The sequence below is a fragment of the Pseudomonas sp. MBLB4123 genome (assembly GCF_051904775.1).
In the GTDB taxonomy this organism is placed as follows: domain Bacteria; phylum Pseudomonadota; class Gammaproteobacteria; order Pseudomonadales; family Pseudomonadaceae; genus Aquipseudomonas; species Aquipseudomonas benzenivorans_B.
The window spans coordinates 2,661,951-2,688,753 of the sequence record NZ_CP196711.1 but is presented as its reverse complement, the minus strand read 5'-3'; the positions used below and the strand labels follow the sequence as shown (position 1 = coordinate 2,688,753).

At 64.4% G+C, this 26,803-nt stretch carries 21 protein-coding genes and 1 other RNA gene; 5 read left to right on the top strand and 17 right to left on the bottom strand.

Annotated elements, in window-relative coordinates; genetic code table 11:
- Nucleotides 1–63: 63 nt before the first annotated feature.
- From ACSX1C_RS12425 to ACSX1C_RS12405, 5 genes are all read right to left on the bottom strand, one after another.
- The gene (locus tag ACSX1C_RS12425; protein ID WP_318644961.1) at nucleotides 64–789 is read right to left on the bottom strand and encodes an endonuclease; all 726 of its coding nucleotides are present in this window, start codon (nucleotides 787–789) and stop codon (nucleotides 64–66) included.
- A gap of 120 nt (nucleotides 790–909) precedes the next feature.
- Entirely contained in the window at nucleotides 910–1,254 is a 345-nt protein-coding gene (locus ACSX1C_RS12420; RefSeq protein ID WP_439886377.1) for a zinc ribbon domain-containing protein YjdM, read from the bottom strand.
- Between the two features lie 99 nt (nucleotides 1,255–1,353).
- The gene (locus ACSX1C_RS12415; RefSeq protein ID WP_439886376.1) at nucleotides 1,354–1,734 is read right to left on the bottom strand and encodes a hypothetical protein; all 381 of its coding nucleotides are present in this window, start codon (nucleotides 1,732–1,734) and stop codon (nucleotides 1,354–1,356) included.
- Between the two features lie 148 nt (nucleotides 1,735–1,882).
- Nucleotides 1,883–2,653 carry a phytanoyl-CoA dioxygenase family protein gene (locus tag ACSX1C_RS12410; protein WP_439886375.1) on the bottom strand — a complete coding sequence of 257 codons (771 nt, stop codon included), beginning with the start codon at nucleotides 2,651–2,653 and terminating at the stop codon, nucleotides 1,883–1,885.
- A gap of 37 nt (nucleotides 2,654–2,690) precedes the next feature.
- Nucleotides 2,691–3,320 (bottom strand): glutaredoxin family protein, encoded by a 630-nt coding sequence (locus tag ACSX1C_RS12405; RefSeq protein ID WP_439886374.1) that lies wholly within the window; start codon nucleotides 3,318–3,320, stop codon nucleotides 2,691–2,693.
- A 178-nt stretch (nucleotides 3,321–3,498) separates the two neighbouring features.
- Here ACSX1C_RS12405 and ACSX1C_RS12400 point away from each other — a divergent pair, with 178 nt between their 5' ends.
- Nucleotides 3,499–4,467: a mechanosensitive ion channel family protein gene (locus tag ACSX1C_RS12400; protein WP_439886373.1), complete on the top strand. Its 969-nt coding sequence runs from the start codon at nucleotides 3,499–3,501 to the stop codon at nucleotides 4,465–4,467.
- A gap of 370 nt (nucleotides 4,468–4,837) precedes the next feature.
- Nucleotides 4,838–6,325, top strand: coding sequence for a multiheme c-type cytochrome (locus ACSX1C_RS12395; protein ID WP_439886372.1), 1,488 nt, complete (start codon nucleotides 4,838–4,840; stop codon nucleotides 6,323–6,325).
- A gap of 27 nt (nucleotides 6,326–6,352) precedes the next feature.
- Here ACSX1C_RS12395 and ACSX1C_RS12390 read toward each other — a convergent pair whose 3' ends face one another.
- Both ACSX1C_RS12390 and ACSX1C_RS12385 read right to left on the bottom strand, forming a co-directional pair.
- Nucleotides 6,353–6,901 carry a cytochrome P460 family protein gene (locus ACSX1C_RS12390; protein WP_439886371.1) on the bottom strand — a complete coding sequence of 183 codons (549 nt, stop codon included), beginning with the start codon at nucleotides 6,899–6,901 and terminating at the stop codon, nucleotides 6,353–6,355.
- A gap of 50 nt (nucleotides 6,902–6,951) precedes the next feature.
- Complete coding sequence (locus ACSX1C_RS12385; protein WP_439886370.1) at nucleotides 6,952–7,491, bottom strand: carboxymuconolactone decarboxylase family protein; 540 nt, start codon at nucleotides 7,489–7,491, stop codon at nucleotides 6,952–6,954.
- Nucleotides 7,492–7,593: 102 nt separating this feature from the next.
- Here ACSX1C_RS12385 and ACSX1C_RS12380 point away from each other — a divergent pair, with 102 nt between their 5' ends.
- Nucleotides 7,594–8,421, top strand: a complete 828-nt coding sequence (locus tag ACSX1C_RS12380) for a cupin domain-containing protein (protein ID WP_439886369.1) — start codon at nucleotides 7,594–7,596, stop codon at nucleotides 8,419–8,421.
- Nucleotides 8,422–9,155: 734 nt separating this feature from the next.
- Here the strand turns inward: ACSX1C_RS12380 and ACSX1C_RS12375 are convergent.
- A complete protein-coding gene (locus ACSX1C_RS12375; RefSeq protein WP_439886368.1) occupies nucleotides 9,156–9,641 on the bottom strand; it encodes an LEA type 2 family protein in 486 nt (161 codons plus the stop codon).
- A gap of 277 nt (nucleotides 9,642–9,918) precedes the next feature.
- Nucleotides 9,919–10,728 carry a DUF5677 domain-containing protein gene (locus ACSX1C_RS12370; RefSeq protein ID WP_439886367.1) on the bottom strand — a complete coding sequence of 270 codons (810 nt, stop codon included), beginning with the start codon at nucleotides 10,726–10,728 and terminating at the stop codon, nucleotides 9,919–9,921.
- Nucleotides 10,729–11,291: 563 nt separating this feature from the next.
- Here ACSX1C_RS12370 and ACSX1C_RS12365 point away from each other — a divergent pair.
- A complete protein-coding gene (locus ACSX1C_RS12365) occupies nucleotides 11,292–13,925 on the top strand; it encodes an AAA family ATPase (RefSeq protein ID WP_439886366.1) in 2,634 nt (877 codons plus the stop codon).
- Nucleotides 13,926–13,995: 70 nt separating this feature from the next.
- Here ACSX1C_RS12365 and ACSX1C_RS12360 read toward each other — a convergent pair.
- The 4 genes from ACSX1C_RS12360 to ssrA all read right to left on the bottom strand — a co-directional run bounded on the left by ACSX1C_RS12360 (nucleotide 13,996) and on the right by ssrA (nucleotide 17,575).
- Nucleotides 13,996–15,158, bottom strand: a protein-coding gene (locus ACSX1C_RS12360; RefSeq protein WP_439886365.1) for an IS3 family transposase whose coding sequence is annotated in 2 segments (ribosomal slippage) — nucleotides 13,996–14,903 and nucleotides 14,903–15,158 — 1,164 coding nt in all. Because the reading frame shifts where the segments join, the coding sequence is not laid out codon by codon here.
- Nucleotides 15,158–15,778: a hypothetical protein gene (locus tag ACSX1C_RS12355; RefSeq protein ID WP_439886364.1), complete on the bottom strand. Its 621-nt coding sequence runs from the start codon at nucleotides 15,776–15,778 to the stop codon at nucleotides 15,158–15,160. The genes ACSX1C_RS12360 and ACSX1C_RS12355 overlap by 1 nt, the downstream gene beginning before the upstream one ends.
- 48 nt (nucleotides 15,779–15,826) lie before the next feature.
- Complete coding sequence (locus ACSX1C_RS12350) at nucleotides 15,827–17,053, bottom strand: tyrosine-type recombinase/integrase (protein WP_439886363.1); 1,227 nt, start codon at nucleotides 17,051–17,053, stop codon at nucleotides 15,827–15,829.
- A 164-nt stretch (nucleotides 17,054–17,217) separates the two neighbouring features.
- Nucleotides 17,218–17,575, bottom strand: a transfer-messenger RNA (tmRNA) gene (ssrA, locus tag ACSX1C_RS12345).
- A gap of 150 nt (nucleotides 17,576–17,725) precedes the next feature.
- Between ssrA and ACSX1C_RS12340 the strand changes: the two genes are divergently transcribed.
- Nucleotides 17,726–20,269 (top strand): ATP-binding protein, encoded by a 2,544-nt coding sequence (locus ACSX1C_RS12340; protein WP_439886362.1) that lies wholly within the window; start codon nucleotides 17,726–17,728, stop codon nucleotides 20,267–20,269.
- Between the two features lie 161 nt (nucleotides 20,270–20,430).
- Here the strand turns inward: ACSX1C_RS12340 and ACSX1C_RS12335 are convergent, their stop codons facing one another.
- From ACSX1C_RS12335 to ACSX1C_RS12320, 4 genes are all read right to left on the bottom strand, one after another.
- Nucleotides 20,431–20,676, bottom strand: a complete 246-nt coding sequence (locus ACSX1C_RS12335; RefSeq protein ID WP_318644972.1) for a hypothetical protein — start codon at nucleotides 20,674–20,676, stop codon at nucleotides 20,431–20,433.
- A gap of 130 nt (nucleotides 20,677–20,806) precedes the next feature.
- Entirely contained in the window at nucleotides 20,807–23,620 is a 2,814-nt protein-coding gene (locus ACSX1C_RS12330) for an FAD-binding and (Fe-S)-binding domain-containing protein (protein ID WP_439886361.1), read from the bottom strand.
- 63 nt (nucleotides 23,621–23,683) lie between these two features.
- Entirely contained in the window at nucleotides 23,684–24,829 is a 1,146-nt protein-coding gene (lldD, locus tag ACSX1C_RS12325) for an FMN-dependent L-lactate dehydrogenase LldD (RefSeq protein ID WP_318644974.1), read from the bottom strand.
- Nucleotides 24,830–24,948: 119 nt separating this feature from the next.
- Complete coding sequence (locus ACSX1C_RS12320) at nucleotides 24,949–26,646, bottom strand: L-lactate permease (protein WP_439886360.1); 1,698 nt, start codon at nucleotides 26,644–26,646, stop codon at nucleotides 24,949–24,951.
- Between the last annotated feature and the right edge of the window lie 157 nt (nucleotides 26,647–26,803).

Here is a 26,803-nt window from a genome sequence, read left to right as displayed (position 1 = left end):
CAGTCGCGGGCAATTGCGGACGCTCGACGGTTCAACGGTAGTTGTTTCCGGCCGCTTTTGCACTCAGCCGCTGTGTCGCGGGGCGTCGCCGGCGTGGCGCAACGGCGTGCAGCGCTGCCGGTCGATGGCGCCGACATAGGGGTTGCCGTGGCCCATGACGCAGCCGACCTGCTGGTTGCGCCAGCGTTCCCAGTCGCTGACCGGATACAGGCGGTGCCAGGCCTCGTAGGTGCGCCGGTCCTGGCGCGACAGGCGCAGCCGGTAATGGTCGGCCATGTACAGGTAGATGCGCGCCGAGGCGCCGCGGGCCGGCTCCGGCGGCATGGCGGTCCTGGCCTTGAAGTCGACGCGCATCGGGCAGGCGCCGTACTGCTTGGGGCTGGCCCCGAGCATGCCCAGGGCATAGTTGGAGCGGTCGCCATTCACTTCGCCGATGCTGGGCACCAGGTTGTGCAGGTCGGCCTCGGCGGCGCGGAATACCGGGTCGTTGCGCGTGCAGTTCTTGCGCCCGCCCTGCTGCCAGCACTGGCGCTGATGGCCGATCACCCAGGCCGGCACCACGTGCTCCCATTCCAGGCGTTGCGCGCGGCGTGGCTGCTTGCGCGGGACATAGCCGCAGCTGGCCAGGTCCACCCGGTTGCCCTGGTAGGCGCAGCCACAGTAGAAGGTGGTCTGTTGCGGGGCGTAGAGCTTCCAGGCGATCTTCTTGGCGGCGGTGAAGCTTTGCGGGGCATCGGCGTGGGCGGGGAGGGTGAACAGCAGGCACAGCAGGACAAGCAGGCGGGGCATAGACGGCTCTGGGCAAAAAAAGCCGCGCATGATAACCGCTGCTGGAGGCGAGCGGGAGCGTCTAGGACGCAGTTTCCACCCTATGCCGACACCCCTGGCGGGGCGCCGGAGGCAAAGGCTTCAGACCTTCCTGACGAACTCGGACTTGAGCTTCATCGCACCGATGCCGTCGATCTTGCAGTCGATGTCGTGATCGCCGTCGACCAGGCGGATGCCCTTGACCTTGGTGCCGACCTTGACCACCAGCGAGGAGCCCTTGACCTTGAGGTCCTTGATCACGGTGACGCTGTCGCCGTCCTGCAGGGGATTGCCCACCGCATCCTTGATCACCCGGGCGTCGTCATCGGCGTCCGGCGTCTCGGTGCTGGCGGACCACTCGTGGGCGCACTCGGGGCAGACCAGCAGCTGGCCGTCTTGATAGCTGTATTCGGATTGACACTGGGGGCAGGGTGGCAGGGGGCTCACTGGGGCTCCTCGAGGACGCTGAGGTGGGAAACCGCACAGTGTATAGGGATTTACCGCCCTTGCGGGCACCGCGCCCGGCCAGGGCGCGACCCGCGACGGCTACCAGCGGGGGCGGTAATGGCCGTGCCGATGATGGCGGTGGTGCCGGTGATAGTGCTGACGATGCTGGTGCTTGTACTGATGCGGTCGGTAGCCGTAGTGCGGTACCACCACCCGTGGGTAGCTCCGATAGTAGGGCCGTGGCGAGTAGTAGTCCGGATAAGGCTCCTCGTAGTAACGATAGCGGTGCGGCAGTGGGCCGATCTCGACGTACACCGGCGCGCGCTCGTAGCGGCTGTTGGCGACTATCACGCCGCCGATCACCGCGCCGACCACGGCTCCGGCAATTGCGGCGTCGCGGCCGGAACCACGGGCCGAGGCGTCAGCGCTGAACACCAGGCTGGCAAGCAGCAGAGTCAGTAGGGGAATGCGGCCAAACATGGACGGACCTCCTTCTACGGTCGGCAGGTGCCGGTTAAATTTCGACCACTGTCGCCGGCGGATATCGCGCCCGGGCTAGGTAAAGCTTGTGTAAAGCTGCCGGCTGCCGCTTCGCGGCGAGCCTGGTGAAGGGCGCCGCGCCGGGCCCTCAGTCGTATTCGGCTTCCGCGTGCTCGCCCAGCAGGCGACGCTGCCGGGGCGTGCAGGCGGCCAGCACCGCGGGGTTGAAGCGCCAGGCCAGATAGGGCGAGAACTTCTGCGCGACCATGCGCCGGCCGTAGTGCACCTGCAGCAGGTAGCGGCTGCGGTCCGTCGTGCGGTTGCGGCTGCCGGCGTGCCACAGCTCGCTGCGCAGCATCAGCACGTCGCCGGCCCGGCACAGCACCGGCTGCGCCGGGGTGCCCTGCCAGCTGTCCTCCCCCGGCCGCGGCCCCCGTCCGGCACGGTGGCTGCCGGGGATCACCAGGGTGGGGCAGAGGTCGGCGTCGATGTCGTCGAGGTACAGCTGGGCGGTGCAGATCTGCATGGGCAACGCGAAGCCCGGGTCGGCCAGCAGCGCCGGCGGCAGCTGCAGCACCAGGTAGTCCAGGTGTAGCGCGGCGCCGACGAAACCGGGGTGGCAACGCCAGGCGGTTTGGCCGATCACGTGGCAGTCGGCGCCGAGGGCCGCCTCGGCCAGTTCGATCACCCCCGGCGGGTCGAGGTAGGGCAGCCACAGCGGGTCGCGGTTGAACACGCACTTGTAGTGGTCCAGCAGCCCGCTGTAATCCCAGTGCTGCGGTTGCAGGCGGTCGATGGCCGCGCGCAACTCGGCCACCTGTGGCGCCTCCAGCACCCCGGGCAGCAGGACGAAGCCACGCCCGTGCAGGGCACGCAGGCGCGCCGCGGTCAAGGCTGGGGCGACGGGGTTCTCCGGCATGCTGGCGACCCTCGCGTTGCGCCGGGCACGGCCCGCCTCAGCGGCGCCGGGTCAGGTCATGGGCGGCCAGGGACGATTGGCCGCGCTCGGGGTTGGGCTGCACCGCGCTGTGCAGGCGCTCGCTCAACTCGTCGGCGCCGCCGATGTAGCGGCCGTCCAGCCAGATTTGCGGCACGGTGATCGGCGTGCTCGGCCCCACCAGGGGTTTGACCCGGGCGAGCATCTCGTAGAGGGCGCGGGCGTCCTTGATCACGTCGTGGTAGCGGAAGTCGATGCCGGCGCGCTCCAGGTAGCCCTTGGCCCGCCGGCAGTGCGGGCAGCTCGCCTTGCCGAACAGGTGGTTGCCGCTGGTTGGGCTGCGCCCGGCATGCCGGGCGATCACCGCCTCGGTCAGCACGCCGCGGTTGAGGGCGTTGCCCTGGCTGATCACCCGGCCATCGACCATGACGATGGGGGCGTGCCAGCCGCCCTTGAGCAGCGGTTGCCACCACAGGCTCAGCCAGTCGCGCACCTGCAGCTCCACCGGGATGTCCGCCAGCTCGTTGGCCAGGGTGTCCTCGATCACGTCCCGGGTCAGGGCGCATTCGCCGCAGGCAACCCTGATCTTCAGCGGGCCGAAGCTGCCGGCCCAGCGGTAGAGGGTGATGCGCACCGCTGCTGTGCTCATGTTGGTGCCTGTACCGTCTCGGAGGGCGCTGCACTCTTGAGCATAGCCAAGCCCGTTCGACCGCCGCGCCGGGGCATCCCCTGGGAGGGGGCGAACCTGGCGAATGACGCCGGGCGGCTATCCTCAGAACAGCGGCCCTCGGTTCGCCGCCACCCCTCCCGCAGCGCAGGCAGCGAGCATGCAATTGGACGAGTTCACCGGCAACCTCCTCGAGACCCTGTGGCGCTGGGTGACCACGCCCTGGCTGCAGATCGGCGAGACCGACCTGCACCTGGCGCGCCTGATCGGCCTGGCGCTGATCCTGTTCTTCGCCTGGTGGTTCTCCTCCCTGCTGGAGCACGGCCTGCGCAATGTCGCGGCGCGCAGCAAGGGCACCCACATGAACTCCTCGGGGATGTATGCGCTGACCCGCATCATCCGCTATGCGGTGTGGATCATCGGTACCCTGGTGGGCCTGCGCTACCTGGGCCTGGACCTGACCAACATCGCCCTGGTCGGCGGCGCCATCGGCGTCGGCATCGGCCTGGGCCTGCAGAACATCTTCAGCAATTTCATCTCCGGGTTGATCCTGCTGCTGGAGAAGACCCTCAAGGTCGGCGACTTCGTCGATCTGCAGTCCGGGGTGATGGGCCGGGTCACGGAGATCGGCATGCGCTACACGCGCATCACCACCAACGATCTGGTCGACATCATCGTGCCGAACTCCGAGTTCGTGACCGGTCGGGTGACCAACTGGAGCTTCGACGAGAAGTTCCGGCGCATCCACGTGCCCTTCGGCGTGGCCTACGGCAGCGACAAGCACAGGGTCAAGGCCGCCGTGCTCAAGGCGGTGGAGGCGGTGCCCGGCTGCATCACCAGTCTGCCGGGGCGGCAGCCGGATGTGTGGTTGACCCGCTTCGGCGACAGCAGCCTGGATTTCGAGCTGGTGGTCTGGGTCGAGCACGACCTGATGATCTCCCCCGGTGCCACCCATGCCCGCTTCATGTGGGCCATCGACGACCAGCTGCGCCTGGCCGGTGTGGAGATTCCCTTCCCCCAGCGCGACCTGCACCTGCGTTCCGGCAGCCTGCGCCTGGACCTGGGCGAGGGGCAGCGGCTGCAGGTTTCCGCCGCGCCGCCGCGCGACGACGAGTCGGGGCCCGGTTAGCCCAGGCGACGAGCTGCAGGCGACCAGACGCGCTGGGCTTTCACGCAAAACCCATGGATATCAGTCATTTGGCCTTCCGATTGGGGGTTGCCTGGGTGGCTAACGTAATTTTGACTTGCCCGCCCTCGGCAACTAATACCTTAGGTACGCTCCGCAGAGGAGCGCTCCACGCGCCGCAGGCGGGGCGTCGGGCCGGTGCACCGCTAGGGCAAAGGTGCGTGGTCCGCCCGCCGCGACCGGCCTCGCGCGGCGCCTCGTTCAAGCCTGCTTCCGGGAGCCGCTGGCGTGCCTGCGCGCGTGCCGCCGTGCCCGGCCGCAGGGTGTGTTGCGACCTTGCCCCTTCGGCGTCGCACAGGAGGAGGGCGGTGAGATGGCCGGCATGCAGGACAGAGGCGCAAGGGTTCGCTCGACCCTCATCGGTCTCCACTGCGGGGCTCTGGTGCTGCTGGCGGCGACCCTGCTCGCAGCCCTGGTCGCGGTCGACCTGGTGCTGGGCGACGAGCAGCCCGTTGCCGCGCAGGCGGGCAACGACAAGTGGCTGGAGCCGGCGCGCAGCCGCTTGATGCAGGCGCGCGAAGCTCTACCCTTCTTCCCGCATCGGGCCAACACCCGGGGCAATGTCGTGCTGCAGCCGCAGGACTTCGAGAGCACCGAGCTGTGCGGCGCCTGTCACACCGAGATCTACCGCCAGTGGCGCAGCTCGATGATGGCCCAGGCGTGGGACGAGCCGGTCTATCGCGCCCTGCTCAAGCTGGCCAGCGAGGCCACCGAGGGACGGGTGGATACCTTCTGCACCGGCTGCCATTCGCCGGTCGGCCTCACCACCGGGCAGATCACCACCGCGCTCAACCGCTCCTCGGTCGAGGACAGCGCGCGGGATCATCCGCTGCCGGGCGTCGATTGCGAGAGCTGCCACAACATCAGCGCCCGTACCGGGCTGGACAACGGCGCCTATGTCATGACGCCCCGGGCCCACGGTCGCCCGACCAAGTTCGGCCCGCGCCAGGATGCCGTGTCGCCCTACCACGACACCGTTTACTCGGCGCTGCATACCCGCTCGGACTTCTGCGCCACCTGCCATAACGTCACCCACCCGTTCAGCAGCGTGGCGGTGGAGCGCACCTACGACGAATGGCTGGAGAGCGCCTACAGCCTCAACGGCGAGACCTGCCAGGACTGCCACATGCCGGGCTTCGCCGGCCGCGCGGCGAGCATGGGGCCGCAGCGCGAGCATGTCGCCTCGCATTGGTTCAGCGGCGCCAATGCCGCGCTGCTCAGTCACCTGGGCCGGGAAGAGGCGGCGCAGCGCGCCCGCGACATGCTGGCACGGGCGGCCCGCATCGAGTTCGAGGCCCTGCCGGAGCGGGTGCGGCCCGGGCAGGACGTCAGGCTGGCGGTCAGGGTGAGCAATGTCGGCGCCGGCCACAAGCTGCCGACCGGCTTCCCCGAGGGCCGCGAGATCTGGATCGACCTGCGCGTGAGCGATGCCCGCGGGCGCCAGGTCTACCGCCTGGGGGCGGTCAGGGACGGCGAGACCGAGGCCGGCACGCGCAACTTCAAGGTGCACCTGGGGGATAAGGACGGCAACGAGCTGGACATCGAGGTGTGGAACGCCACGCAGATCCTTTCCGACAACCGCATCCTGCCCAAGGGCTACATCGTCCGCGAGTTCAGCTTCCGGGTGCCGGCCGATGCCGTCGGGCCGCTGAGCCTGCGTGCGGACCTGAACTACTGGCCGTTCTCGCAGAAGCTCGCCGACTTCCTGCTCGGCGCCGGGGCGCTGCAGGTGGAGGTCACGCGCATGACCCAGGCCCGCGCGCGCCTGGCCTTGAGCCGCGAGCTGGCCCGCACCCCCTAGGCGGTGCGGGCAGCCCGGCGCGTGGCGTCAGGGCTTGGCGAGGGTCGGGTAACCCTGGCTGAACACCCAGTCGCTCTGCTGCGCCGGCACATGGCAGCCGCGGCAGGTCTCGGCGAAGCCCTTGGACACGTTGACGGCGGGGTTCTTCGCTTCGTACAGCCCCCAACCCCAGCCCTCGGCCCAGTGCGGGTTGTCCGGGAAGCGGCTCTGGCGGTCCTTGACCATGACGAACCAGACGTTGGCATCTCCGGCCCACTGGGCCTGGCCGGTGGTCTGCGGCCCTTGTTCGACTGCGCGAATCTCCTTGATCAGCACCGCGCCGTCGGGGAACGCCCCGGTCTTGCGGTAGGCCGCGACGGTTTCCGGCTGGGTGTAGACGTCATGGAAGCCATAGCCCGGGGCCTGCTGGTCGGCGACCACCCAGGAACCCAGGTGAATCCAGGTACTGCGCGCATCGGCGGGCAGGCGAATGTCGCCCTTGGCGTCGACGTAGGTGCTGAAGGTCTGTTCGGCCAGGTCCGCCCCTTGGGCCGACAGGCTGGTCAGGGCGATGGTGAGAGCAACTAAGGGTTTCATGGCATGACTCCTGTGTTGCGGTGGGTGGCGGCGCCCAGGGCGCCGCGGCGTTACAGGGCGGCGGGCACCGGCGGGAAGTCGATGTCGGTGTGCGCCAGGTTATTAGTGAAGTTGGTCAGCACGTTGAGCGCGACCTGGGCCACCACCTCGAGGATCAGGCCGTCGTCCAGCCCGGCTTCGCGGGCGGCGACCAGCTCTGCGTCGCTGAGCCGGCCGCGCTGCGCGAGGAGGCGTGCAGCCAGTTCGGCGACGGGCAGCTCCCCGGCACTGGCGGTGCGGCCGGCACGGGCGGCGAGCAGTTCCTCGTCCTTCAGGCCGGCACCCTTACCCAGCAGGCTGTGGGCGCTCAGGCAGTAAGCGCAACCGTTGGCCTGGGCCACGGCGAGGGCGACGAGTTCCCGCTGACGTGCACTCAGACGGCCCTGACCGAGGGTGTCCGACAGGCCCAGGTAACCCTGCAGCGCCGCAGGCGCCTGGGCCAGGGTGGTGAACAGGTTGGGCAGCATGCCGAGCTTGCCTTTGACGGCGCTGAGGGCGGCGGCGGTTTGGGCGTCGGCGTGGCTGAGATCGAGGGGGGCGATACGGGGCATGGTGTTTCTCCTGTGTGATAGCCGGATGGCTGAGTTCACTTTGACGGAGAGGTCGAGATTGGTGATGATGATTAGTCTCGGAAATCATGCAGATCGTATCGAGTGGATCGTCTTTCGCCCTTGCTGGCGCGTTTCGCCCTCAGCGCCCAGGTGTTCCACAGCGGGCCGCTGTGCGGACTCTCCGAACACTTCGACGGCGACAGCTTTGGCCGTCTGCACCTGCTGCGCAGGGGCCGCCTGCGCGTCTCCGGTCCACACATCCGCAGCTACCAGATCGACCAGCCCACGCTGTTGCTGTTCCCGCGGCCCTGCGGTCACCGCCTGGAGGGCGAGGGGCCGGACGGCGCCGAGCTGCTCTGCGCCACATTCGATTTCGGCGGCGGCTTGGGCAACCCGTTGGTAAGGACCCTGCCCGGCGAGCTGCTGGTGCCCTTGCAGGCAATCCCCAGCCTGGAGCCGGTGCTCGACCTGCTGTTCGACGAGGCCTTCGCCGACCATTGCGGACGTCAGGCGGCCATCGATCGCCTGGTCGAGTACGTGCTGATCCTGCTGATGCGCCATGCCATGGATGCCAACCTGCTGCGGGTCGGCATCCTCGCCGGTCTGGCCGAGCCACGCCTGGCCAAGGCGATCAACGCCATGCACGAGCAGCCGCAGGCGACCTGGACCCTGGCGAGCCTGGCCCAGTGCGCGGGCATGTCGCGGGCCCGCTTCGCGGTGAACTTCCGCGAGGCGGTGGGCATGACCCCGCTGGACTACCTCACCGAGTGGCGCCTGAGCCTGGCCAAGGGCCTGCTCAAGCAGGGCAAGCCCCTGGGGTTGGTGGCGCCGGCCGTCGGTTACACCAGCCCGGAGGCGTTGTCGCGGGCGTTCAGCCGCTATGTCGGGCAGTCGCCGCGGGACTGGCGCAAGGAACTGGGGGCGCTTTGAGGCGAGGCGGGTTATTCATTGGCTATAAGCGAGCGGTTCGTTATTTTTATGATTGCCTTAAATCATTGGAAATCAATGGCTTGTCGTTATTGTGCTCTGGTTCTAGGGCTTTGCCGGCTTCTTGACGTCTGCGCGCTGCACAGCTAAACCGATAAAACGGTAGGGGTGTAATACGTATGACCACGCTTGCCGTTGGCGGAGAAGAAGTTGCATCGGCTGGGACGCCTGACCATAGAGAATGACCGTCGAATCCGGCGGTTCGACGGATCTCAGCAAAGGGCAGGACGATAAATGGGCAGCAAGAGCAGTACCGGGTTGCCGGGTGGTCATCCGCGCGCATCACGCGCGATGCCCAGTCGTTATGCGGGTTGTGATACCGGGCGTTGGTCCGATGCCGACGCACCACTCATCGCCGGACACTATCTGACCGGCCTCCTGCGGGACGAAAGTTGTCCGGCTCACGGCGCGCGCCTCCTGCTTGCCCTGCACCAGCCACCTCGGGCGCTCTCCTGGGGGCTATCCCTGATGACCTGGCTCCGTGGCGTCTGGCTGTGGCTGAAGCACGCACTCGGAGGTTCGGCCGGTACCATGGCGACGACCGCACCCTGCCTTTCCGCCTCGCGGCGCCTGAGCCCTGGTGGCTGGCGGCCAGGGCGGGGGGCTCACTGAGACGCCTGAGGCTCGGCCTTTCGACTCAAGTCCACGGGCGCGTGGGAGCACGGACGCCGCCGTCTTCAGGGCGTGGTCTTTGGGGCCGGCCAGTGCAGCACGCCCTGGTCCTCGAAGCGGGTCGTGCCGAACAGCCCGGCCGCCAACTTGCCGCTCAACGCATAGGGTAGCCCTTGCCCCGGCTGATAGCCGGCAGCTCCCCAGGCCTGGCGCATGGCGGAGAAGGCGGAAATGCTCACCGGTACACTGAGCAGCGCCTCGCCGAAGCGCGGCACCTGTCCTTGCTGGTCGCTCACTCCGCTGGCCAGCGGCTGACCATTGACCTCCAACTCCAGCGCCACGCCGTCGTAGTCGAGTGCCGCGTCGTTGGGGTTCTGAATCCGCAGTTTCAACGCGAAACGCATCTCCAGGCCCTGCCCCGGGAGCGGCTCCAGACCGACAAGATCGATGCGCAGCGGATCGCGCAGAGCCAAGGTCCCGCAGGCGGAAAGGGTTCCGGCCAGTAGCAGCGACAGCAGGGCGTGCAGCAGAAGGCGTGGGTTAGCAGGCATGGAGGGGGATTCCGCGACGGGCTGTGGCTAGAGCATAGAAGAGCCTGCGGGGGCGGTCAGCGGCGCGGTGTGTCATTGCGGCTATCGACACTTTTTCGACACCCAAAGAAAAACCCCTGAAAAACGCTAGGCTTTTCAGGGGCTTATTTGGTGCCGGGGGCGTTTGAACTTGATCTGTAACCTATTGATTCTATTTATATAATATTAATCTGGTTTGAGTTGGGATACACGCTGGGATACAGCGCGCTGGGTGCTGGGCAGCCCGGGACGGGGGCAGCTAGATCGTTTGTACCTCTGGCATTAGCTGGAAGCGTCTCGCTAACTCTGCAAACTCTGCATTGCCATTCTCATCATTGAGCATTGCAGTGACCCCGACTCCGATAGACATACCCCCAAGGATTGCCCCGTGGAGGGTGGCTGCGTTGTCTTCCGGGCTTCCAGGCCCCCAGCTATAAAGCCACCCTGATTTGTCACCATTCCGCGCTACATGCCTATCCAGCGACTTTGCCGATATATGGGCTGAGTCATCCGATAGCCGTTGGTAGGCAAGGTAGTGAGCGGTGAGAGGGCCAAGCGCAGCTATTGCCTTCGGAGTCATGTAGTTCACCTTCCCCATGCTCTCGACTATCTCGCGAAGTCTGGCCTCATTGGCGGGGTCTGCTACCAGGCGCTCAGCGAGAATGTACTTTCCCTGATTTTTTTTGCTGGCTGAATTGTCTTCTCTCAGGAGTGCCAGAAACTTTTCGGGATTGTCGTGTAGCGCAGCGATAGCGAAAGCTCCTTCCAGAACGCTGCGGGCTAAGGTCCGACTCTCTGCAACCATCCCTCGCGAGGCGAGCAGTACCACTCCCTGAAATTGGCCGCATGACCGCAGCAGAATCCGCACCGCGATAGCCTGTGGAGCGAGCAGGTTTGTCTTTGCCAATTCCATAGCTGTCAGCGCTGTGCGTACAAGAGCCTTATTGAGGTCCTCTGCTAGCTGGAACCACTCGGCATTTTCAGCTCTGAATAAATCCAAGCTGTACTCAATCCCGGCGCCAAGAAATCCAAAGGTTTCAAAGTCCGTGCGTAATTCCTTCTCGTCCATATGCCTCTCTACTGCCGCGCCACTACCCGCGAATACTGCCAGAGGACTGCCATTTACCACCATTCTGGCCTCTGCCCTAAAATTTTTTATTTCGCGGGTGCGTGAAAACGATTGGGGGCACGGTGTCGAGCTTATGAGGCTCCAGGGATTTGACCACCCCCTCCCCGTATACGCGCTAAAACCAGTGGCGGCGCGGGTTGTAGCGTGTTTGGCTTGAGGCTGGTGTGCTCGTCGTGTCCACCTTGCCACCTTTTCTTTAGGTGGTGGACGTGAGGAAAAACAACGCGTTAGGTGTTCGGGTTGCCTGCTATCTGGCCAAAAAAGGTGGACAAAAGGCACCGATTTCGGCGAGTTGGAAAATCCGCGAACCGTGCGAGCCTGACGACCGTGTGCCAACACGTCATCGCCAGAGGGACCCAACCTATCGAGGGCATCGCCGTGGAGCGCCAAGGAGATGAGTCTCTCCAAAAGAATCACCGAATACAGTTGCAAGTGAAAGAGGCGAGCAGGTATTGGTAGCGACACGAAAACGGAACTGGCGCTCAATTTAGTGAGGGAGACACATGTCGATATTGCAGGAAATACTGGAGTGGACTCAGGGCCTACCTGCATGGCAAAGCGATGCAGTCGCACGATTGCTGTCCAAGCAGACCTTGAGTGCAGAAGACCAAGATGACTTGTTCGCGTTGCTCAAGATTGCGCATGGCATTCCTGACCCTAAAGGTAGGGTTCCAAAGCCACTTGCAGCTGACCAAATCCCAGCACCGGTGCAGATGCAGGCGCAAATTGAGCTTCGAGCGATGAAGAACCTGCGCAACGTCAACGCTATCGCTGAGTTGCAGCACCTTCCTTTTGGCGCGACAGGAATGACAGTCATTTATGGTGACAATGGTTCCGGGAAGTCTGGTTACTCACGAGTTCTGAAGCGCGCATGCCGAGCCCGGGACCAGATGGAGCAGATTCTGCCTAATGCCAATATTCCCGCAGGCCAACCTGCTCCTGCTGAAGCCTGGTTTGAACTCGATGTCGATGGCGTTTCCCAGGATGTGCAGTGGATTCATGGCCAGCCTGCCCCTGCGCTGCTGTCGTCGTTCACGGTATTCGATACTCGGTGCGCCCGGGCATACCTTGATAATGAAGATGATTTTTCCTATGTGCCTTATGGGCTCGATATTTTTGAAGGGTTGGCCAAGCTCTGTCGACAGCTCAAGGTTATGGCAGAAGCAGAGAGTGCACAGTCCATTGTCGACCTTACTGCTTTTGCGCCACTCCGTGGGGAGACCCCAGTAGGTAAGTTGATTGAAGCTCTGTCGGCCAAGACGACAGAGGTACAGATTGATGCACTAGCGACACTGACCCCGGAGGAATTAACTCAGCATGAGGTATGGGAAAAAAGCCTGAAAGAAAGCAATCCAAAGGAAAAGGCCAATCAACTGCGTCAGCTAGCTCGCCGAGTTGCTACCGTAACGACGAATGCTACAAATAAGGGGGCGTTAGTTAATCAGGCGGCGGTTACTAAATTGCGTGAACTGGCGAATACTTATCGCACAGCACAGGCAGCATCTTTGCTTGCAGCTCAGCAGTTCAAAGAGTCGGAGAGTCTACTACCGGGGACAGGTGGCGATGCGTGGCGAGAGCTTTTCGATGCAGCTCGAAAGTTCGCTATCGAGTCGCACCCGGACAAGCACTTTCCCGTATTGGGAGAAGACTCTGCCTGCCCGTTGTGTCAGCAACCTCTCGCTGAGGGCGCCGAAAGGTTGTTGCGCTTCGAGAGCTTTATTCAGCAGGAAGCGGAAAAGACCTCTCAGCGCTGTCGCTTGGAGTTGTATGCCGAATACAAACCCTTCATTGCGCAAGTTCTGGCACTCGACCTAGACGATGTTACCTATGGTGAAATTGAGGCTCTGGATGCTCAACTCGCTATCGATACTAGGGCCTTCGAGGCGGCACTGAAGGTTCGGCAGGAGGCTGTTAAGGCCGCAGTGCTTTCACATGACTGGAGTGGTACTGAGCAGGAGCTATTCAGCCCGACTGATCGCCTTCAAGCATTAGTAGACAAACTGAACGTTGATGCTGAAACACTTGAAAAGGCTTCGGATGAAAAAGCACGTGCAGAGCTTCAGGCGAAATTTACTGCGCTAGATGCCCGGGTGCAGCTGAGCAAGGTCAAGGGGGCCGTCGTCAGCGCCGTTAGCCGGCTCATTCACCAAGCCCGGCTTGCCAAGTGTGTAAGTGGGCTTAAGACCAATGCAATCTCTTTAAAGGCATCCGAGCTTGCAGAAAAGATTGTATCCAAAGATTTGGAAACCGCACTCAATCGAGAGTTCAAGGCGCTAGGTGTTGGAGCATTGAAGGTCTCCCTAAAGAGTCGCGCTGATAAAGGCAGGCCATTACATAAACTTAAACTGGAGCTACCTCAGACCCGTAATCCTGGCGAAATTCTGAGTGAGGGTGAGCAGCGCGCAATTGCGATTGGCTCCTTCCTTGCGGAGGTTAGTTTGACCGGCGGAAAAGGGGGAATCATTTTCGATGACCCGGTTTCATCACTTGATCATCGTCGACGTGAACGCGTGGCTAAACGCTTGACGGCGGAGGCAGCCCAGCGACAAGTCGTAATCTTCACCCACGACATATATTTCCTGTGTCTTTTGACAGAGGAGGCCATGCGAGCAGGTGTGCCTATCGCGACTCAGAGCCTCACACGTCGCGCTGAGGGTTTTGGCATTGCTGACCCCGACTTGCCATTTGAAGGCAAGAATGCAAGTAAGCGCATAGGTGCTTTGAAAGCGCAGCAGCAACTCATAGCGAAACTATACCGGGACGGTGAAGAACAGGAGCATTACAGGCAAACCGTCGATGCCTACTTCAAGCTGCGCATGGCATGGGAGCGCGCTGTCGAAGAAGTGCTATTGCGCGAAGTTATCCTGCGCTTCCGAAAAGGCGTAGAAACACAGCGTCTTGCCGGAGTTGAGGTGGCTGACGAGGATTATGCTCAAGTCAATGCCGGTATGACGAAGTGCTCTAACTATGCTCACGATAAGGCGCTTATGGGCGGTGTCGCGGTTCCTGATCCCGACGAGTTGCTCGCAGACATCACGGCTCTGGAGACTTGGCGTGGGCAGATAGAGGCACGTAGCACTGCTACGGCTAAGAAGCGTAAAGCTGGTCCAGCGGCGATAGCAGCGCTGAAGCCTTGATACTTAGGTTGGTGGTCTAGGCGGGGTAACCCTAAGTGTCGGACTCTTAAACCTACTCCCCTTGTAGTGGTCAACCCATTCCGGACAGTGGGTTAAGTTTTTCTTCGGCCACCGCAGGTGGCAGTCCGTCGTTGAACTGATGCGGCCTGACCCAGTTGTAACGGTGCATCAGGTAATGACTGATGTCCCGTTGAGCTTCCTGGGCGGTCAGGTATCCGGTCGTTGGTACCCATTCCGACTTCAGGCTTCGGAACAGGCGCTCCATCGGCGAGTTGTCCCAGCAATTACCCCGACGGCTCATGCTCTGCTGCATCCGGTAACGCCACAGCCGCTGGCGGAACAGGCGGCTGGCGTACTGGCTGCCCTGATCCGAATGGAACATTACCTGTTGTGGCTTGCCGCGTTGCTCGTAAGCCATGTCCAGGGCCTTGATTACCAACTCGGCATCCGGTTTGGCCGAGAACGCCCAGCCAACTACCCGACGGGTATGTAGATCCAGCACTGCGGCCAGGTAATGCCAGCGACCTTGCGCCCAGACATAGGTGATGTCGCCACACCAGACCTGATTGGGAGTTTCGGTCGTGAACTCGCGATTCAGCCGATTCGGAATATCTGGTCGTTCAACAGTGGCCTGCTTGTAGGCGTGCGAGCCCGGCTGCTTGCTGACCAGGCCCAGTTCACGCATTAGCCGGCGTACACGAAAACGGCCAATCGTCTCGCCACTCTCGCGCAGCATGCCCAAGATGCTCCGGCTTCCGGCCGAGCCTCGACTCTGACTGAACAACTGATTGACCTGGCTGCGTAGCGCCACGCGGCGAGCATCGATACGGCGACATCGAAGACGATGGGCGTAGTAGCAAGAGCGCGCCACATCGAAGGCTGAACAGACCACCTCTACCGGCTCCTGCTCACTCAACTGGTCTATCAGCGCGTACGATCGAGTTCGTCTGACATCAAGAGAGCGGTAGCCTTTTTTAATATCGCTTTCTCCCGCTCCAGCCGGTTGATCCGGGCTTCCAGCTCTTGGATCTTCTGCTGCTCGGGCGTCAGCGCCTTGCTCTTCGGGGTGACTCCCTGGCGCTCATCCTGAAGCTGTTTCACCCAGCGGCGTAATGCCGAGTCCACGACGCCCAGCGAACGGCAGGCTTCGATATGGCTGTAGCCTTGATCCAGTACCAAGGCCGCTGCCTCTCGCTTGAACTCGGCGGAAAACGTACGTCGTTGCTTGCTCATCAAACACCTCTTTCACGGCGAGGATTTTCGCCTAAATCGGTGTCCGGGATCAGTAGACCACTACAGGCCTCATCGAGAAATGGACTCAGGATGCTTACCACTTCCCCATCGTTGTATTCGTCCCGCTCAATTTCCCAGGTTTCACCACTACTGTGGGCAACTGTGGGCCAGCTTGTATTTGACGGGTCATTGATGACTTTGGCCGCCCGCGCCAGTTCACGCGGGGCGTAGACCCTCACATAGTGCTCCGCAGAAACCTCATCGAGCCCCCTGTCTGACCTTCCTGCAAATACCCTCCAGTATTCGCCACGACTATCGGTGACGATTCCGTCGTCTGGTAGAGGGAAAGGCAGCGTCTTCAAATATCGCTCGGAGTGAATAACCGATAGCGGGCTTCCGGCAAGACTGCTCAACTCGCTTAACCTGATCAGCTCAAAGTGTGCTGCCGGGTATAGCTCCTGATTTCTAGGCTGGTACTGCATGTAAGCAGGAACCACACCTTTGAAGGCATACCTCGCCATTTCTTCGGCGGATACGGCTTCACCAATTCTTGAGGACAGCATCTCGGCTGCCTCATCTTCACTCAGATATCGATGGTTTTTTAGGGGCTTGAGTGCCATGCGTTTCCCTGCTGCTGGTCGTTGAAATCCCGGTCTACACAAATTGCTTCAGGCCCGCTTTATTGCCACTACATTGCCGCCGGCTAGCTTGTCGAGGTGGTCGGCATACCACTGCATCATTTCTCGGCGCTGGGGGAGATACACCGCCTTGTTGTACACGCCGGCCACACCTTCCTTGACGTGGGATAGCTGGGCCTCGATGTGGTTTTCATCGAAGCCGTGTTCGTTGAGGGTGGTGGACGCGATGTGCCGGAAGCCGTGGCCGGTCTGCCGGCCCTCGTAGCCGAGACGGCGCAGTGCCATTAGGAAAACGGTATTGCTCCGGGGCTTGGTCGTGTCGCTGCGGCCAGGGAAGAGCAGGGGATAGGTGCCGGTCAGTATGTGCAGATCGCGCAGCAGCTCGACAGCCTGTTGAGGCAGCGGCACCAGATGCTCGCGGCGTCGTTTCATGCGCTCGGCCGGAATGGTCCACAGGGCTTTATCAAGATCAAACTCTGACCAGCTGGCCTCGCGCAGCTCCGAAGGTCGACAAGCCAGCATGGAAAGCAGTTGCAGGCCGATGCGAATGTCGGTGGCGCTGGGGTAGGACCGAATAGCACGCAAGAGCGCCGGTAATTCTGCCTGGGATACATGGGCGAAGTTTTCCACCGGTCGGGTTTGCAGGAACTTGTGCAGTCCCTCCAGCGGGTTGTGCGTCGCCCGGCCGGTCACTCGCGCCAGGTCGTAGATTTCCTTGCACATGCCTCGCACGCGGCTGGTCTGTTCGACGATGCCTTTCTGTTCCATGCCGCGCAGAAACTCCATCCACTCGATGGGCAGAATCTCGGCGAATGGGCGTTTGCCGAGCACCGGGAAAACGTGCAGCTCCAGCGCGCCGATAGTCCGCACCGCTGTTCCTTCCGTCCAACCTTTGCGCTTGTTGGCGTACCACTCGCGGGCGAGTTTTTCGAAGGTGTTGGATGCGGCCTCGGCCTCTGCTGCTTTCCGGGCGCGTTTCATTGCTAGCGGGTTGCGGCCCTGGGATACATCGCCGCGCATTTCCGCTGCCTTCTGGCGAGCCAGTGAGCCACCAACTTCGGGATAACCGCCCAGGCCGATCCATGACCACTTGCCGTCGGGTTTCTTGTAGCGCAGTTGCCACGACTTGCGGCCATCCGGTTTAACGCGCAGATACAGGCTGCTGCCGTCGTGCTCGCGGTATTCCTTATCCTCTGGCTCCAGGGTGGCGACCACTGTGTCCGCCAGCGGGCGACGCTTGATTTCACTGCGCTTCATCCGTGTACCCCGTAGTTTCAATTTATATGGCGGGTACAGCTGAGGATACACGGCGGTGCGTGCTGTGTGTATCTGTTTGGGGGCGTGTAGAAACAAGAAAGCCCGCACGGGGCGGGCTTTTCAGGGTGTTTCCGGTCATGTGGGAACATGTGGAAACTTACATTTGGTGGAGCCGGGGGGATTTGAACCCCCGTCCGCCAGTTCTCCGCTATCGGTTCTACATGCTTAGCCATCTCTATTGAGTTAACTCATCGCGGCCCGAGTGGCAGGGCGCTTTGAGCGAGCTGTATGAGTTTTAGCCGTTACGTCTACAGCGAACTTGGCGGCGATCCTGTTCTATATGACTGACCAAATCTTCGGGTTTACAGGCATCCCCTAGGGTCAGCTAGCGGCACTTAGGCGGCTAGAGCGTAGTTGTCGTCGTTGGCAACTATAAGTTTGCAGCAGCGAATTTACGAGTTCTGCTACCAGCTCGGCATGCCCCTCAAGTTTTGCTACCGGCGTCGAATCCTAATCGGCCCCAAAACTGTCGTGGGTAAAGCTAGGACGCGCAGTGTACGGCATAGGTTCCCCGGCGTCGACCCGGCGATGTCAGTTCGGACGCGGGCTCCCGAGTGCGGCTATGATTAGACACCTGAGTTTCAGTCATGTCTTTGGGACGAGACCTTACCTATGCCGCGCGCGTCGCGTTATCCCTTGCGCCAGTGGATCTGGCGCGCCTTCGTACAGAGTGCGTTGATCCCGCTGATCCTGGTCGAGTCGGTGCTGATTACCGTCTATTTGCTGAGCAATGCGGCGATTCGCGACGCGCAGATCGGTTACTTGCAGCAGAGCGCGCTGGGGGACCTGGCGGCGGCCGTGGCCCGTGAGGGACAGGTAATCGACAGCCGGCTGCGGGCGGTCGAGGCGCAGGTGCAGATTTTTCGCGATGCGACGTTGCAGGCGCTGCAGAACACCGGCTTCCAGCCCGATGAGCTGGAGCGCCAGCGCCACGCCTCGACTGCCAGTGGGGTGTACTACAGTCGCAGCGACGATGGCCGCGCGGCGTCCTTCTACGCCAACAGCACACCCGCGGAACGGCAGGATCGTGCCAAGGCCCTGCGACTGTCGCAGATCGACCCGCTGATGCGTTCGATCCGGGCGGCCAACCCGCTGGTCGCGGCGGTCTATTTCAACAGCTGGGACAGCTACAACCGCATCTATCCCTTCTTTATGACCCCCGAGCAGTATCCCCATGACATGGTGATACCCGACTACAACTTCTATTATCTGGCCGACGCTCGCCACAATCCGGAGCGCAAGGTGGCCTGGACCGATGTCTATCTCGACCCGGCCGGCCAGGGCTGGATGATGTCGGCGGTCGCCCCGGTGTATCAGGGCGAGTTCCTCGAAGGCGTGGTGGGGTTGGACATCACCGTCGGCCAGATGCTTACGGAGATCGGCGAGCTGGACGTGCCCTGGCAGGGCTACGCGATGTTGGTCAGCCGCGATCACAACATCATGGCGCTGCCGCAGGCCGGTGAGCGGGATTTCGGTCTGCGTGAGCTGACCGAGTACTCCTATGCCGAGGCGGTGCGCCGCGAGGTACTCAAGCCCGAGGACTTCCGCCTGGACAAGTACGCCGACCTGCAACCGTTGCTGCGGGCCATGGCGGCCGGGCAGAGCAAGGTACAGGAGGTGCAACTGGGCGGACGCAACCGCCTGGTCGCCTGGAGCGAGATTCCGCAGACTGGCTGGCGCCTGCTGCTGGTGGTGGACGAGGAGCAGATCTTCAGCGAGACCAACCGCCTGGCCGAGCGCTACCTGCAGATCGGTTACCTGCTGATCGTCGGCCTGGCCCTGTTCTATCTGCTGTTCTTCGCCTGGATGTGGTGGCGTTCGCGGCATCTGAGCGATCAACTGGTACAGCCGATTGCCGGTATCGGCGGGATGATGCGACGGATCGGCCAGGGGGATTTCCATCCCAGCGCACCCGCCAGCCAGATTGCCGAGCTGAGCTCCATGGCGCAGGCGGTGCAGCAGACCGGTGAGCAGCTGCAAGCCAGCGAGACCGAGCGCCGTCAGGCGCAGCGGATTCTCGAGTTGGTGCTGGAGAGCACCACCGAGAGCTTGTGGGAAGTGGATTCGCTGAACATGACCATCAAGCTCAGCGGTCGCTTCCTCAAGCGCTTCGGCCTGAGCCAGGAGTGCATGACCCTGAGCGAATTCAATCAGCGCATGCATCCGGACGACCTGGAGCGCATTCGTCACCTGCGCGGGCAGTTCGCCAGCAGTGGCGAAGACCAGTTCGAGGCCGAGTACCGTTACGCCGACGCCCGCGGTGAATATGCCTGGTTACTCAGCCGCGGCAAGGTGCTGGAGCGCGATGCGCAGGGGCAGGTACTGCGCATCGCCGGCACCCATGTCGACATCACCCGGCTCAAGCAGGCCCAGGAGGAGCTGCGCCGCGCCAGCCTGGAGGCCCAGGCGGCCAGCCAGGCGAAGAGCCGTTTCCTGTCGAGCATGAGCCATGAGCTGCGTACGCCCTTGAACGCGATCTATGGGTTCGGCCAGTTGATCGAGATGGAGGCGCAGGAGAAGGCCGGTACGCAACAGGAGGCGGATTACGCACGGGAAATCGTCAACGCCAGTCGCCACCTGACGTCCTTGGTCGACGACATCCTCGACCTGTCGAGCATCGAGAGTCGTCGCCAGCAGCTGAACATGCAGCCGGTGGAGATCGGCCCGTTGCTGAACGGTTGCGCCGAGCTGGTGCAGCCGGAGGTGCAGCAGCGGCACCTACGACTGGAGGTGCAGGCCGATGTCGACGCGGCGCTGTATGTGCAGGCTGACTTGCGCCGTGTGCGCCAGGTGGTGCTCAACCTGCTGTCCAATGCGATCAAGTACAACAGCCCCCAGGGCGTCATCCGCATGGGTTACGAGCTGCGCTCGGATGGTGTGCGGCTGTGGGTCGAGGACAGCGGTCCTGGCCTGACGCCCGAGCAGCAGGCGCAGTTGTTCCAGCCGTTCCAGCGGCTCGGGCGGGAGAATTCGAGTACGCCAGGTACCGGTATCGGCTTGGTCCTGAGCCGCGAGCTGGCCAGCCTGATGGGGGGGGAGATGGGCTTCGAGAGTCACGTCGGGGTCGGCAGTCGCTTCTGGATCGACCTGCCCAGCGCCGCGGCGCCGGCCTCGGACGCCACGCCTGAGCCTGATGCCCCGCAGGTGGCTCCTTAAGCGTACCTCCAGGTCGATAATCGCCTATCGGGCGTTGCCCGCGCCGGTCCAGGCGTCTGCTGGCACCCGGCATGAATGCCGCAACTGCGGGCCATGCTGAGGCGGGGCCGGTAGGCGTCGCGGGTCCCGCGACCGGAGCCAGTGGCCCCGGCCGCTAGGGCTTAGTGCTTGGCCTCGAGCAGTTTCAGGGCTTCGCCGAGCACCTCTACGGACTGGCCGTGATTGCCGCTATTGTGCAGCTCCTCGCCTTCGGCGCGGAGTTTCTGCACTTGCGCCAGCACGGCCGGGTCGCTGGGCGGGTTGCTTTGCAGCAGGGCATCGATCTTCGCCATATCCGCGGGGCAGTGGGCGGCCCAGAGCGGGGCGCTGAGCAGGGCGGCGGCGAGGAAAGCGACTAGGCGACGCATGGTGTGGCTCCTTCAGGGAGTGGGACTTTCAGTATAGAAAGTGCCGCACGGGGCTCAGGGCCGCTGGTCTGCTTTCCCTGCCCGGCCCGTATCTGCGCGGCCAGGCTAAGCGTCGCGTTGGCTGTACCTGCTAGTGGCGGGCACTGGGGCGGGTGACCCGGTCGACCAGATAGACCAGGCCGTGGTAGTCGATGCCGCCGTGCTGGGACAGGCCGACCTCGCAGGTGCGGCTGGTGGAAATGCCTTCCGCGCAGTGCTGCACCGCTTCCTTCAGGCTGCGTAGCGCGTGGGCGTTGAGCTCCGGTGTGGTGAAGCCCTTGTCGCCGGCGAAGCCGCAGCAGTGAATGCCTTCGGGCACCACGACTTCCGTGGTGCAGCGCCGGACGATGTCGATCAACCCCTGGGCCTCGCCCAGATGCTGGGTGCTGCAGGTCACATGCACCGCCACCGGCTCGGCCTGGGGGTGGAACTCCAGGCGCTCGAGCAGGCGTTCGCGGATGAACTTCACCGGGTCGAACAGCTGCAGGCGCGGGTCGAGGCCGTCCTGCAGCAAGCGCAGGGTGCAGGGGCTGGTGTCGCAGTAGATCGGGTCGAGGCCGCCGCGGCTGGCGGCGAGCAGTGCTGCGACCAGCTCCTCGCGCTTGGCGTCGCCCTGGGCCGCGTAGCCCTTGGAGGCGAAGGGCTGGCCGCAGCAGAGGCTGTCCTGGTTCGCCGGGAAGACCACCTGGAAACCGCCTTTCTCCAGCAATGCGCGGGTCTTGTCGACGAGCGTCGCCTGCTCGCCATCACTGCAAGCCGGGCCCATGGCCCGGGACACGCAGGCGGCCAGGTAGACCACCCGCGGCCGGTCGTCCTCGACCGTCGGGGCGATGCGTATGGGTTGGACGGCCTGCGGCATGGCCGGGGTCCACTGCGGCAGGCGCTGGCCGGAGGCCTGGCGCAGGCGCGCGGAGACCTTCGTCAACAGCGGGGCGCCGAGCAGCCGGCGCGCCGCGTCGGCGGCCAGCAGGCTCAGGCGGGTGCCCTTGAGCGCCATGGCGAAGTGCCCGGCCAGCCAGTCGGCCGTGGCCTGGTGCGTCGCCGTGCGGGCGCGCAGCTTGCGCACCAGGTCGCCGGTGTTGATACCCACCGGACAGCGCTGGGCGCACAGGCCGGTGGCGGCGCAGGTGTCGACGCCCTGGTACCGATACTCGCGCTCCAGGGCCGCGGTGTCTTCGCCGCGACGCCGCCGCGCCTGGATGTCGCGCCAGATGACGATGCGCTGACGCGGGCTCAGGGTCAGCTCCTTGGACGGGCAGACCGGTTCGCAGAAACCGCACTCGATGCACTTGTCGACTATTACGTCGGCGGCCGGCAGGGGCTTGAGGTGCTTGAGATGAATCTCGGGGTCCTCGCTCAGCACCACGTCCGGGTTGAGGATGCCCTGGGGGTCGAGCAGGCGCTTGATCCGCCACATCAGTTGATAGGCGTCCGCGCCCCACTCGAGTTCCACAAAGGGCGCCATATTGCGCCCGGTGCCGTGTTCGGCCTTGAGCGAGCCGCCGAACTCCACCGCCACCAGCTGCGCGACGTCCTGCATGAAGGCCTCGTAGCGCGCGACCTGCAGCGGATCGTCGAAGCCCTGGGTGAAGACGAAGTGCAGGTTGCCCTCCAGGGCATGGCCGAAGATGATCGCCTCAAAGTAGCCATGCTTGTCGAACAGCGCCAGCAGGCCCTTGACGCCCTCGGCCAGCTGCTCGACCGGGAAGGTGACGTCCTCGATGATCACCGTGGTGCCGGTCTGGCGTACCGCGCCGACGGCCGGGAAGGTGTCCTTGCGGATCTTCCACAGCAGGTCGTAGACCGCCGGGTCCTCGCTGAAGTCGACCCGCTTCTCCAGGGGGAAGGGCGCGAGGGCGGCCATGATCTGCGCCAGTTGCTCGTGCAGCAGGCTCTGGCTGGCGGCGCGGGACTCGATCAGCAGGGCGCAGGCGCCGTTCGACAGGGCCTTGACCCACTCGGGCATGCCCGGCTTGTCCTGCACCGAGCGCAGGCTGCGCCGGTCCAGCAGTTCCACCGCCGAGACCGGCTGGTGCTTGAGTAGCGTCACCGCGCGGCAGCAGCTCTCCACCTCGGGGAACACCAGCAGGGCGCTGGCCTTGTGCGGGTGGTCGGGCACCGTGCGGTAGGTCACCGCGCTGATAAAGCCCAGGGTGCCTTCGGAACCGACCAGCAGGTGGCTGAGGATATCCAGCGGCTGATCGAAGTCGACCAGGGCGTTGAGCGACAGGCCGGTGGTGTTCTTCAGCCGGTACTTGTGGCGGATGCGCGCGGCCAGCGGCTCGTTGGCGCGGGTCTCGCGGCCGAGCCGGGCGAGCTGTTCGAGCAGTTCGCCGTGGCGGGCCTGGAAGGCTTCGATGCTGGCCGCGTCCTCGGTGTCCAGCACGCTGCCGTCGGCCAGCACCAGGCGCATGCCGGCCAGGGTGTGGTAGCTGTTCTGCGCGGTGCCGCAGCACATGCCGCTGGCATTGTTGGCGACTATGCCGCCGATCTTGCAGGCGTTGATCGAGGCCGGGTCGGGGCCGATCTTGCGCCGGAAGGGCGCCAGCGCGGCGTTCGCCTGGGCGCCTATGACGCCTGGTTGCAGGCGGATCTGCGCGCCCTGGTCGCGGATCTCGCGGTCGTTCCAGTGGTCGCCCAGCACGATCAGCAGCGAGTCGCTGATGGCCTGGCCGGACAGGCTGGTGCCGGCGGCGCGGAAGGTCACCGGCACGCGATGGGCGCTGGCCAGTTCGAGCAGGCGCACCACTTCCGCCTCGCTCTCGACCCGTACCACCAGCTTGGGAATCAGCCGGTAGAAGCTGGCGTCGGTGCCGAAAGCCAGGGTCGACAGCGGGTCATCGAAGCGCCGCTGGCGCGGAATCAGGCGATTGACCTCGGCGAGGAAGGGGGCAGGCAGGCTCATGCGGGCTCCGGGAGTCAGGGGGCGGGCCGCGCGGGCGGCCTCGTCGGCATAGGGAGGCGCGGCTTAGCGCGCCAGTTCGCGTACCAGGGCGTCGGCGTTGATCTCGCCGACCGATTTGGCGCCGGTCAGCACCATGGCCACGCGCATTTCCTTGTCGATCAGCTCCAGCAGGTTGCTGACCCCGGCACCGCCGGCGGCGGCCAGGGCATAGACGAAGGCGCGGCCGAGCAGCACGGTGTCGGCGCCGAGGGCGAGCATGCGCACCACGTCCAGGCCGGTGCGTACGCCCGAGTCGGCGAGGATCGCCAGCTCGCCCTTGACGGCGTCGGCGATGGCCGGCAGCGCCCGGGCGCTGGACAGCACGCCGTCGAGCTGACGGCCGCCGTGGTTCGATACGACGATGCCGTCGGCACCGAACTTGACCGCATCCTTCGCGTCCTCCGGATCGAGGATGCCCTTGATCACCATGGGGCCGTCCCAGAAGTCGCGGATCCATTCCAGGTCCTGCCAGGAGATCGAGGGGTCGAAGTTGGCGCCCAGCCAGCCGATGTAGTCGGCCAACCCCGTCGGATTGCCGCGGTAGGCGGAGATATTGCCCAGGTCGTGGGGGCGGCCGTGCAGGCCCACGTCCCAGGCCCAACTCGGGTGGGTCATGGCCTGTAGCATGCGGCGCAGCGGTGCGTTGGGGCCGCTCATGCCGGAGTGGGCGTCGCGGTAGCGGGCGCCGGGTACCGGCATGTCCACGGTGAACACCAGGGTGCTGACCCCGGCGGCCTTGGCGCGCTCCAGGGCGTTGCGCATGAAGCCGCGGTCCTTCAGGACGTAGAGCTGGAACCACATGGGCCGGTCGATGGCTGGCGCCACCTCCTCGATCGGGCACACCGAGACGGTGGACAGGGTGAAGGGCACGCCCTTGGCCGCCGCCGCCTTGGCCGCCTGCACTTCGCCGCGGCGCGCGTACATGCCGGTCAGGCCGACCGGGCCCAGCGCCACCGGCAGCGCCAGGGTCTCGCCGAACAGGCGGGTCTCCAGGCTCAGCTCGGCCATGTTGCGCAGCACGCGCTGGCGTAGGGCGATGTCGGCCAGGTCGGCGACGTTGCGCCGCAGCGTGTGCTCGGCGTAGGCGCCGCCGTCGAGGTAGTGGAACAGGAACGGCGGCAGCTTGCGCTGGGCCGCGGCGCGGTAGTCGGTCGAGGCGGAAATGATCATCGGCTTCTCTCGAGTGCCAGAGTTAAGGGTTCGGGGTCGACAGGCCGGCAGCGGTGGCCGGCCGGTCGAGACAGGGGTTGAAGAGGCGCGCCGCGACCGAGCCGAAGCGCGCGGGGCTATCAGCGGCCGACGCTCAGTGGGTCGCTGACGCCCAGCAGGTAGATCGCGACGAGGGCGATCAGCCCGGTGAACAGCACGTAGTACAGGGTAGGCCAGACGGTCTTGCGCAGGGTGGTGCCCTCGCGACCGAGCAGGCCGACCGTGGCCGAGGCGGCCACCACGTTGTGGATGGCGACCATGTTGCCGGCGGCCGCGCCGATGGCCTGCACCGCGACGATCAGTGCGCCGGAGATCCCCAGGCTATGGGCCACGCCGTACTGGAACTGGCTGAGCATCATGTTGCTGACCGTGTTGGAGCCGGCGATGAAGGCGCCCAGGGCGCCGACGCTGGGGGCGAGCAGCGGATACACGCCGCCGACGCTGTCGGCCACATAGCGGGCCATGGCGATGGGCATGCTCGGCAGGTCCGCGGCGTTGACCCCGGAGTTGATCAGGATGCGCACCATGGGCACGGTGAACAGCAGGACGAAGCCGGCACCCAGCAGCACCTTGCTCGACTCGCCGACCGCAGCGCCCAGTTCGCGCAGCTTCATGCCGTGCAGGAAGAAGGTCGCCAGCACCACCGTCACCAGGATGCCGCCGGGCAGGTACAGCGGCATGAAGTCCGCCTTGATGCCGGCCTCGCCGAGGATGTCGGGGAACACCAGCAGCACCGACTTCAGCGCGCCGCTGACCTCCGGGAATACCCGGCTGATCACCAGCAGGGCGCCGACCAGCACGTAGGGCAGCCAGGCACGCAGGCTGCTCATCGGCTTGGCGGTCAGCTCGTCCAGCTTCATCTCCACGCTGCCGAGCCACTCGCTCGGCCAATCCCGGGCCGGGGCGAAGTCCCAGGTGTTCTTCGGCACCAGGAAACCGGCGCGGGCGGCGCTGGTGACGATGGCCAGGCCGATCAGGCCGCCGGCCAGGGACGGGAACTCGGGGCCGAGGAATACGCCGGTGGCCATGTAGGGCAGGGTGAAGGCCAGGCCGGCGAACAGGGCGAAGGGCAGCACCTCGAAGCCGGCCTTCCAGCTTTTCTCCTTGCCGAAGAAGCGCGTCAGCATCAGCACCATGATCAGCGGCATCAGGCTGCCGACCAGGGCGTGGATGATCGCCACGTTGCTGGTGATCAGCTGCAGGAAGATTTCCCAGCTGGAGCCCTGGGCGCTCAGTTGCGCCCCCAGGGCGGCGCTGTCCAGGCCGCTGTTGATGCCGATGATGATCGGCGTGCCGACCGCGCCGAAGGACACCGGCGTGCTCTGCACCAGCATGCCCAGCATCACCGCGGCCAGCGCCGGGAAGCCGATGGCCACCAGCAGCGGTGCGGCGATCGCCGCCGGTGTGCCGAAGCCCGAGGCGCCCTCGATGAAGCAGCCGAACAGCCAGGCGATGATGATCGCCTGGATGCGCCGGTCCGGGCTGACGGTGGCGAATCCGGCGCGGATCGCGGTGATGCCGCCGGAGTGCTTGAGGGTATTGAGCAGCAATATGGCGCCGAAGATGATCCACAGCACGCCGGCGGTGATCACCAGGCCCTGGAGCGAGGAGGCCAGCACGCGGTTGAGGCTCATGTCCCAGGCGAACAGGGCGATGCCGGCGGTGAGCAGGTAGACCAGCGGCATGGCGCGTTTGGCCGGCCAGCGCAGGCCGATCAACAGGATGGCGGCGAGCAATATGGGGGAGAAGGCGAGTAGGGCGAGTAGTCCGGATGACATGGCGAGTCCTCCGCTCAAGGGCGCACGGGGCGCGGTGAGTTCGAGGGAGACTGCGTTGCTGCGAGCGTAGCGGGCATGGGAGACCTCGTAAGCATCTTGGAATTGTTATGGCTATTCGATAATTGGTAAGACCAATTAACAAAATGGCCTGATCAGG

Bases quoted from the DNA above. Each gene is read 5' to 3' on its own strand.
- ACSX1C_RS12425 (WP_318644961.1), bottom strand. From the start codon at position 789: ATGCCCCGCCTGCTTGTCCTGCTGTGCCTGCTGTTCACCCTCCCCGCC.
- ACSX1C_RS12415 (WP_439886376.1), bottom strand. From the start codon at position 1,734: ATGTTTGGCCGCATTCCCCTACTGACTCTGCTGCTTGCCAGCCTGGTG.
- ACSX1C_RS12410 (WP_439886375.1), bottom strand. From the start codon at position 2,653: ATGCCGGAGAACCCCGTCGCCCCAGCCTTGACCGCGGCGCGCCTGCGT.
- ACSX1C_RS12405 (WP_439886374.1), bottom strand. From the start codon at position 3,320: ATGAGCACAGCAGCGGTGCGCATCACCCTCTACCGCTGGGCCGGCAGC.
- ACSX1C_RS12400 (WP_439886373.1), top strand. From the start codon at position 3,499: ATGCAATTGGACGAGTTCACCGGCAACCTCCTCGAGACCCTGTGGCGC.
- ACSX1C_RS12395 (WP_439886372.1), top strand. From the start codon at position 4,838: ATGGCCGGCATGCAGGACAGAGGCGCAAGGGTTCGCTCGACCCTCATC.
- ACSX1C_RS12390 (WP_439886371.1), bottom strand. From the start codon at position 6,901: ATGAAACCCTTAGTTGCTCTCACCATCGCCCTGACCAGCCTGTCGGCC.
- ACSX1C_RS12385 (WP_439886370.1), bottom strand. From the start codon at position 7,491: ATGCCCCGTATCGCCCCCCTCGATCTCAGCCACGCCGACGCCCAAACC.
- ACSX1C_RS12375 (WP_439886368.1), bottom strand. From the start codon at position 9,641: ATGCCTGCTAACCCACGCCTTCTGCTGCACGCCCTGCTGTCGCTGCTA.
- ACSX1C_RS12370 (WP_439886367.1), bottom strand. From the start codon at position 10,728: ATGGACGAGAAGGAATTACGCACGGACTTTGAAACCTTTGGATTTCTT.
- ACSX1C_RS12365 (WP_439886366.1), top strand. From the start codon at position 11,292: ATGTCGATATTGCAGGAAATACTGGAGTGGACTCAGGGCCTACCTGCA.
- ACSX1C_RS12355 (WP_439886364.1), bottom strand. From the start codon at position 15,778: ATGGCACTCAAGCCCCTAAAAAACCATCGATATCTGAGTGAAGATGAG.
- ACSX1C_RS12350 (WP_439886363.1), bottom strand. From the start codon at position 17,053: ATGAAGCGCAGTGAAATCAAGCGTCGCCCGCTGGCGGACACAGTGGTC.
- ACSX1C_RS12340 (WP_439886362.1), top strand. From the start codon at position 17,726: ATGCCGCGCGCGTCGCGTTATCCCTTGCGCCAGTGGATCTGGCGCGCC.
- ACSX1C_RS12335 (WP_318644972.1), bottom strand. From the start codon at position 20,676: ATGCGTCGCCTAGTCGCTTTCCTCGCCGCCGCCCTGCTCAGCGCCCCG.
- ACSX1C_RS12330 (WP_439886361.1), bottom strand. From the start codon at position 23,620: ATGAGCCTGCCTGCCCCCTTCCTCGCCGAGGTCAATCGCCTGATTCCG.
- lldD (WP_318644974.1), bottom strand. From the start codon at position 24,829: ATGATCATTTCCGCCTCGACCGACTACCGCGCCGCGGCCCAGCGCAAG.
- ACSX1C_RS12320 (WP_439886360.1), bottom strand. From the start codon at position 26,646: ATGTCATCCGGACTACTCGCCCTACTCGCCTTCTCCCCCATATTGCTC.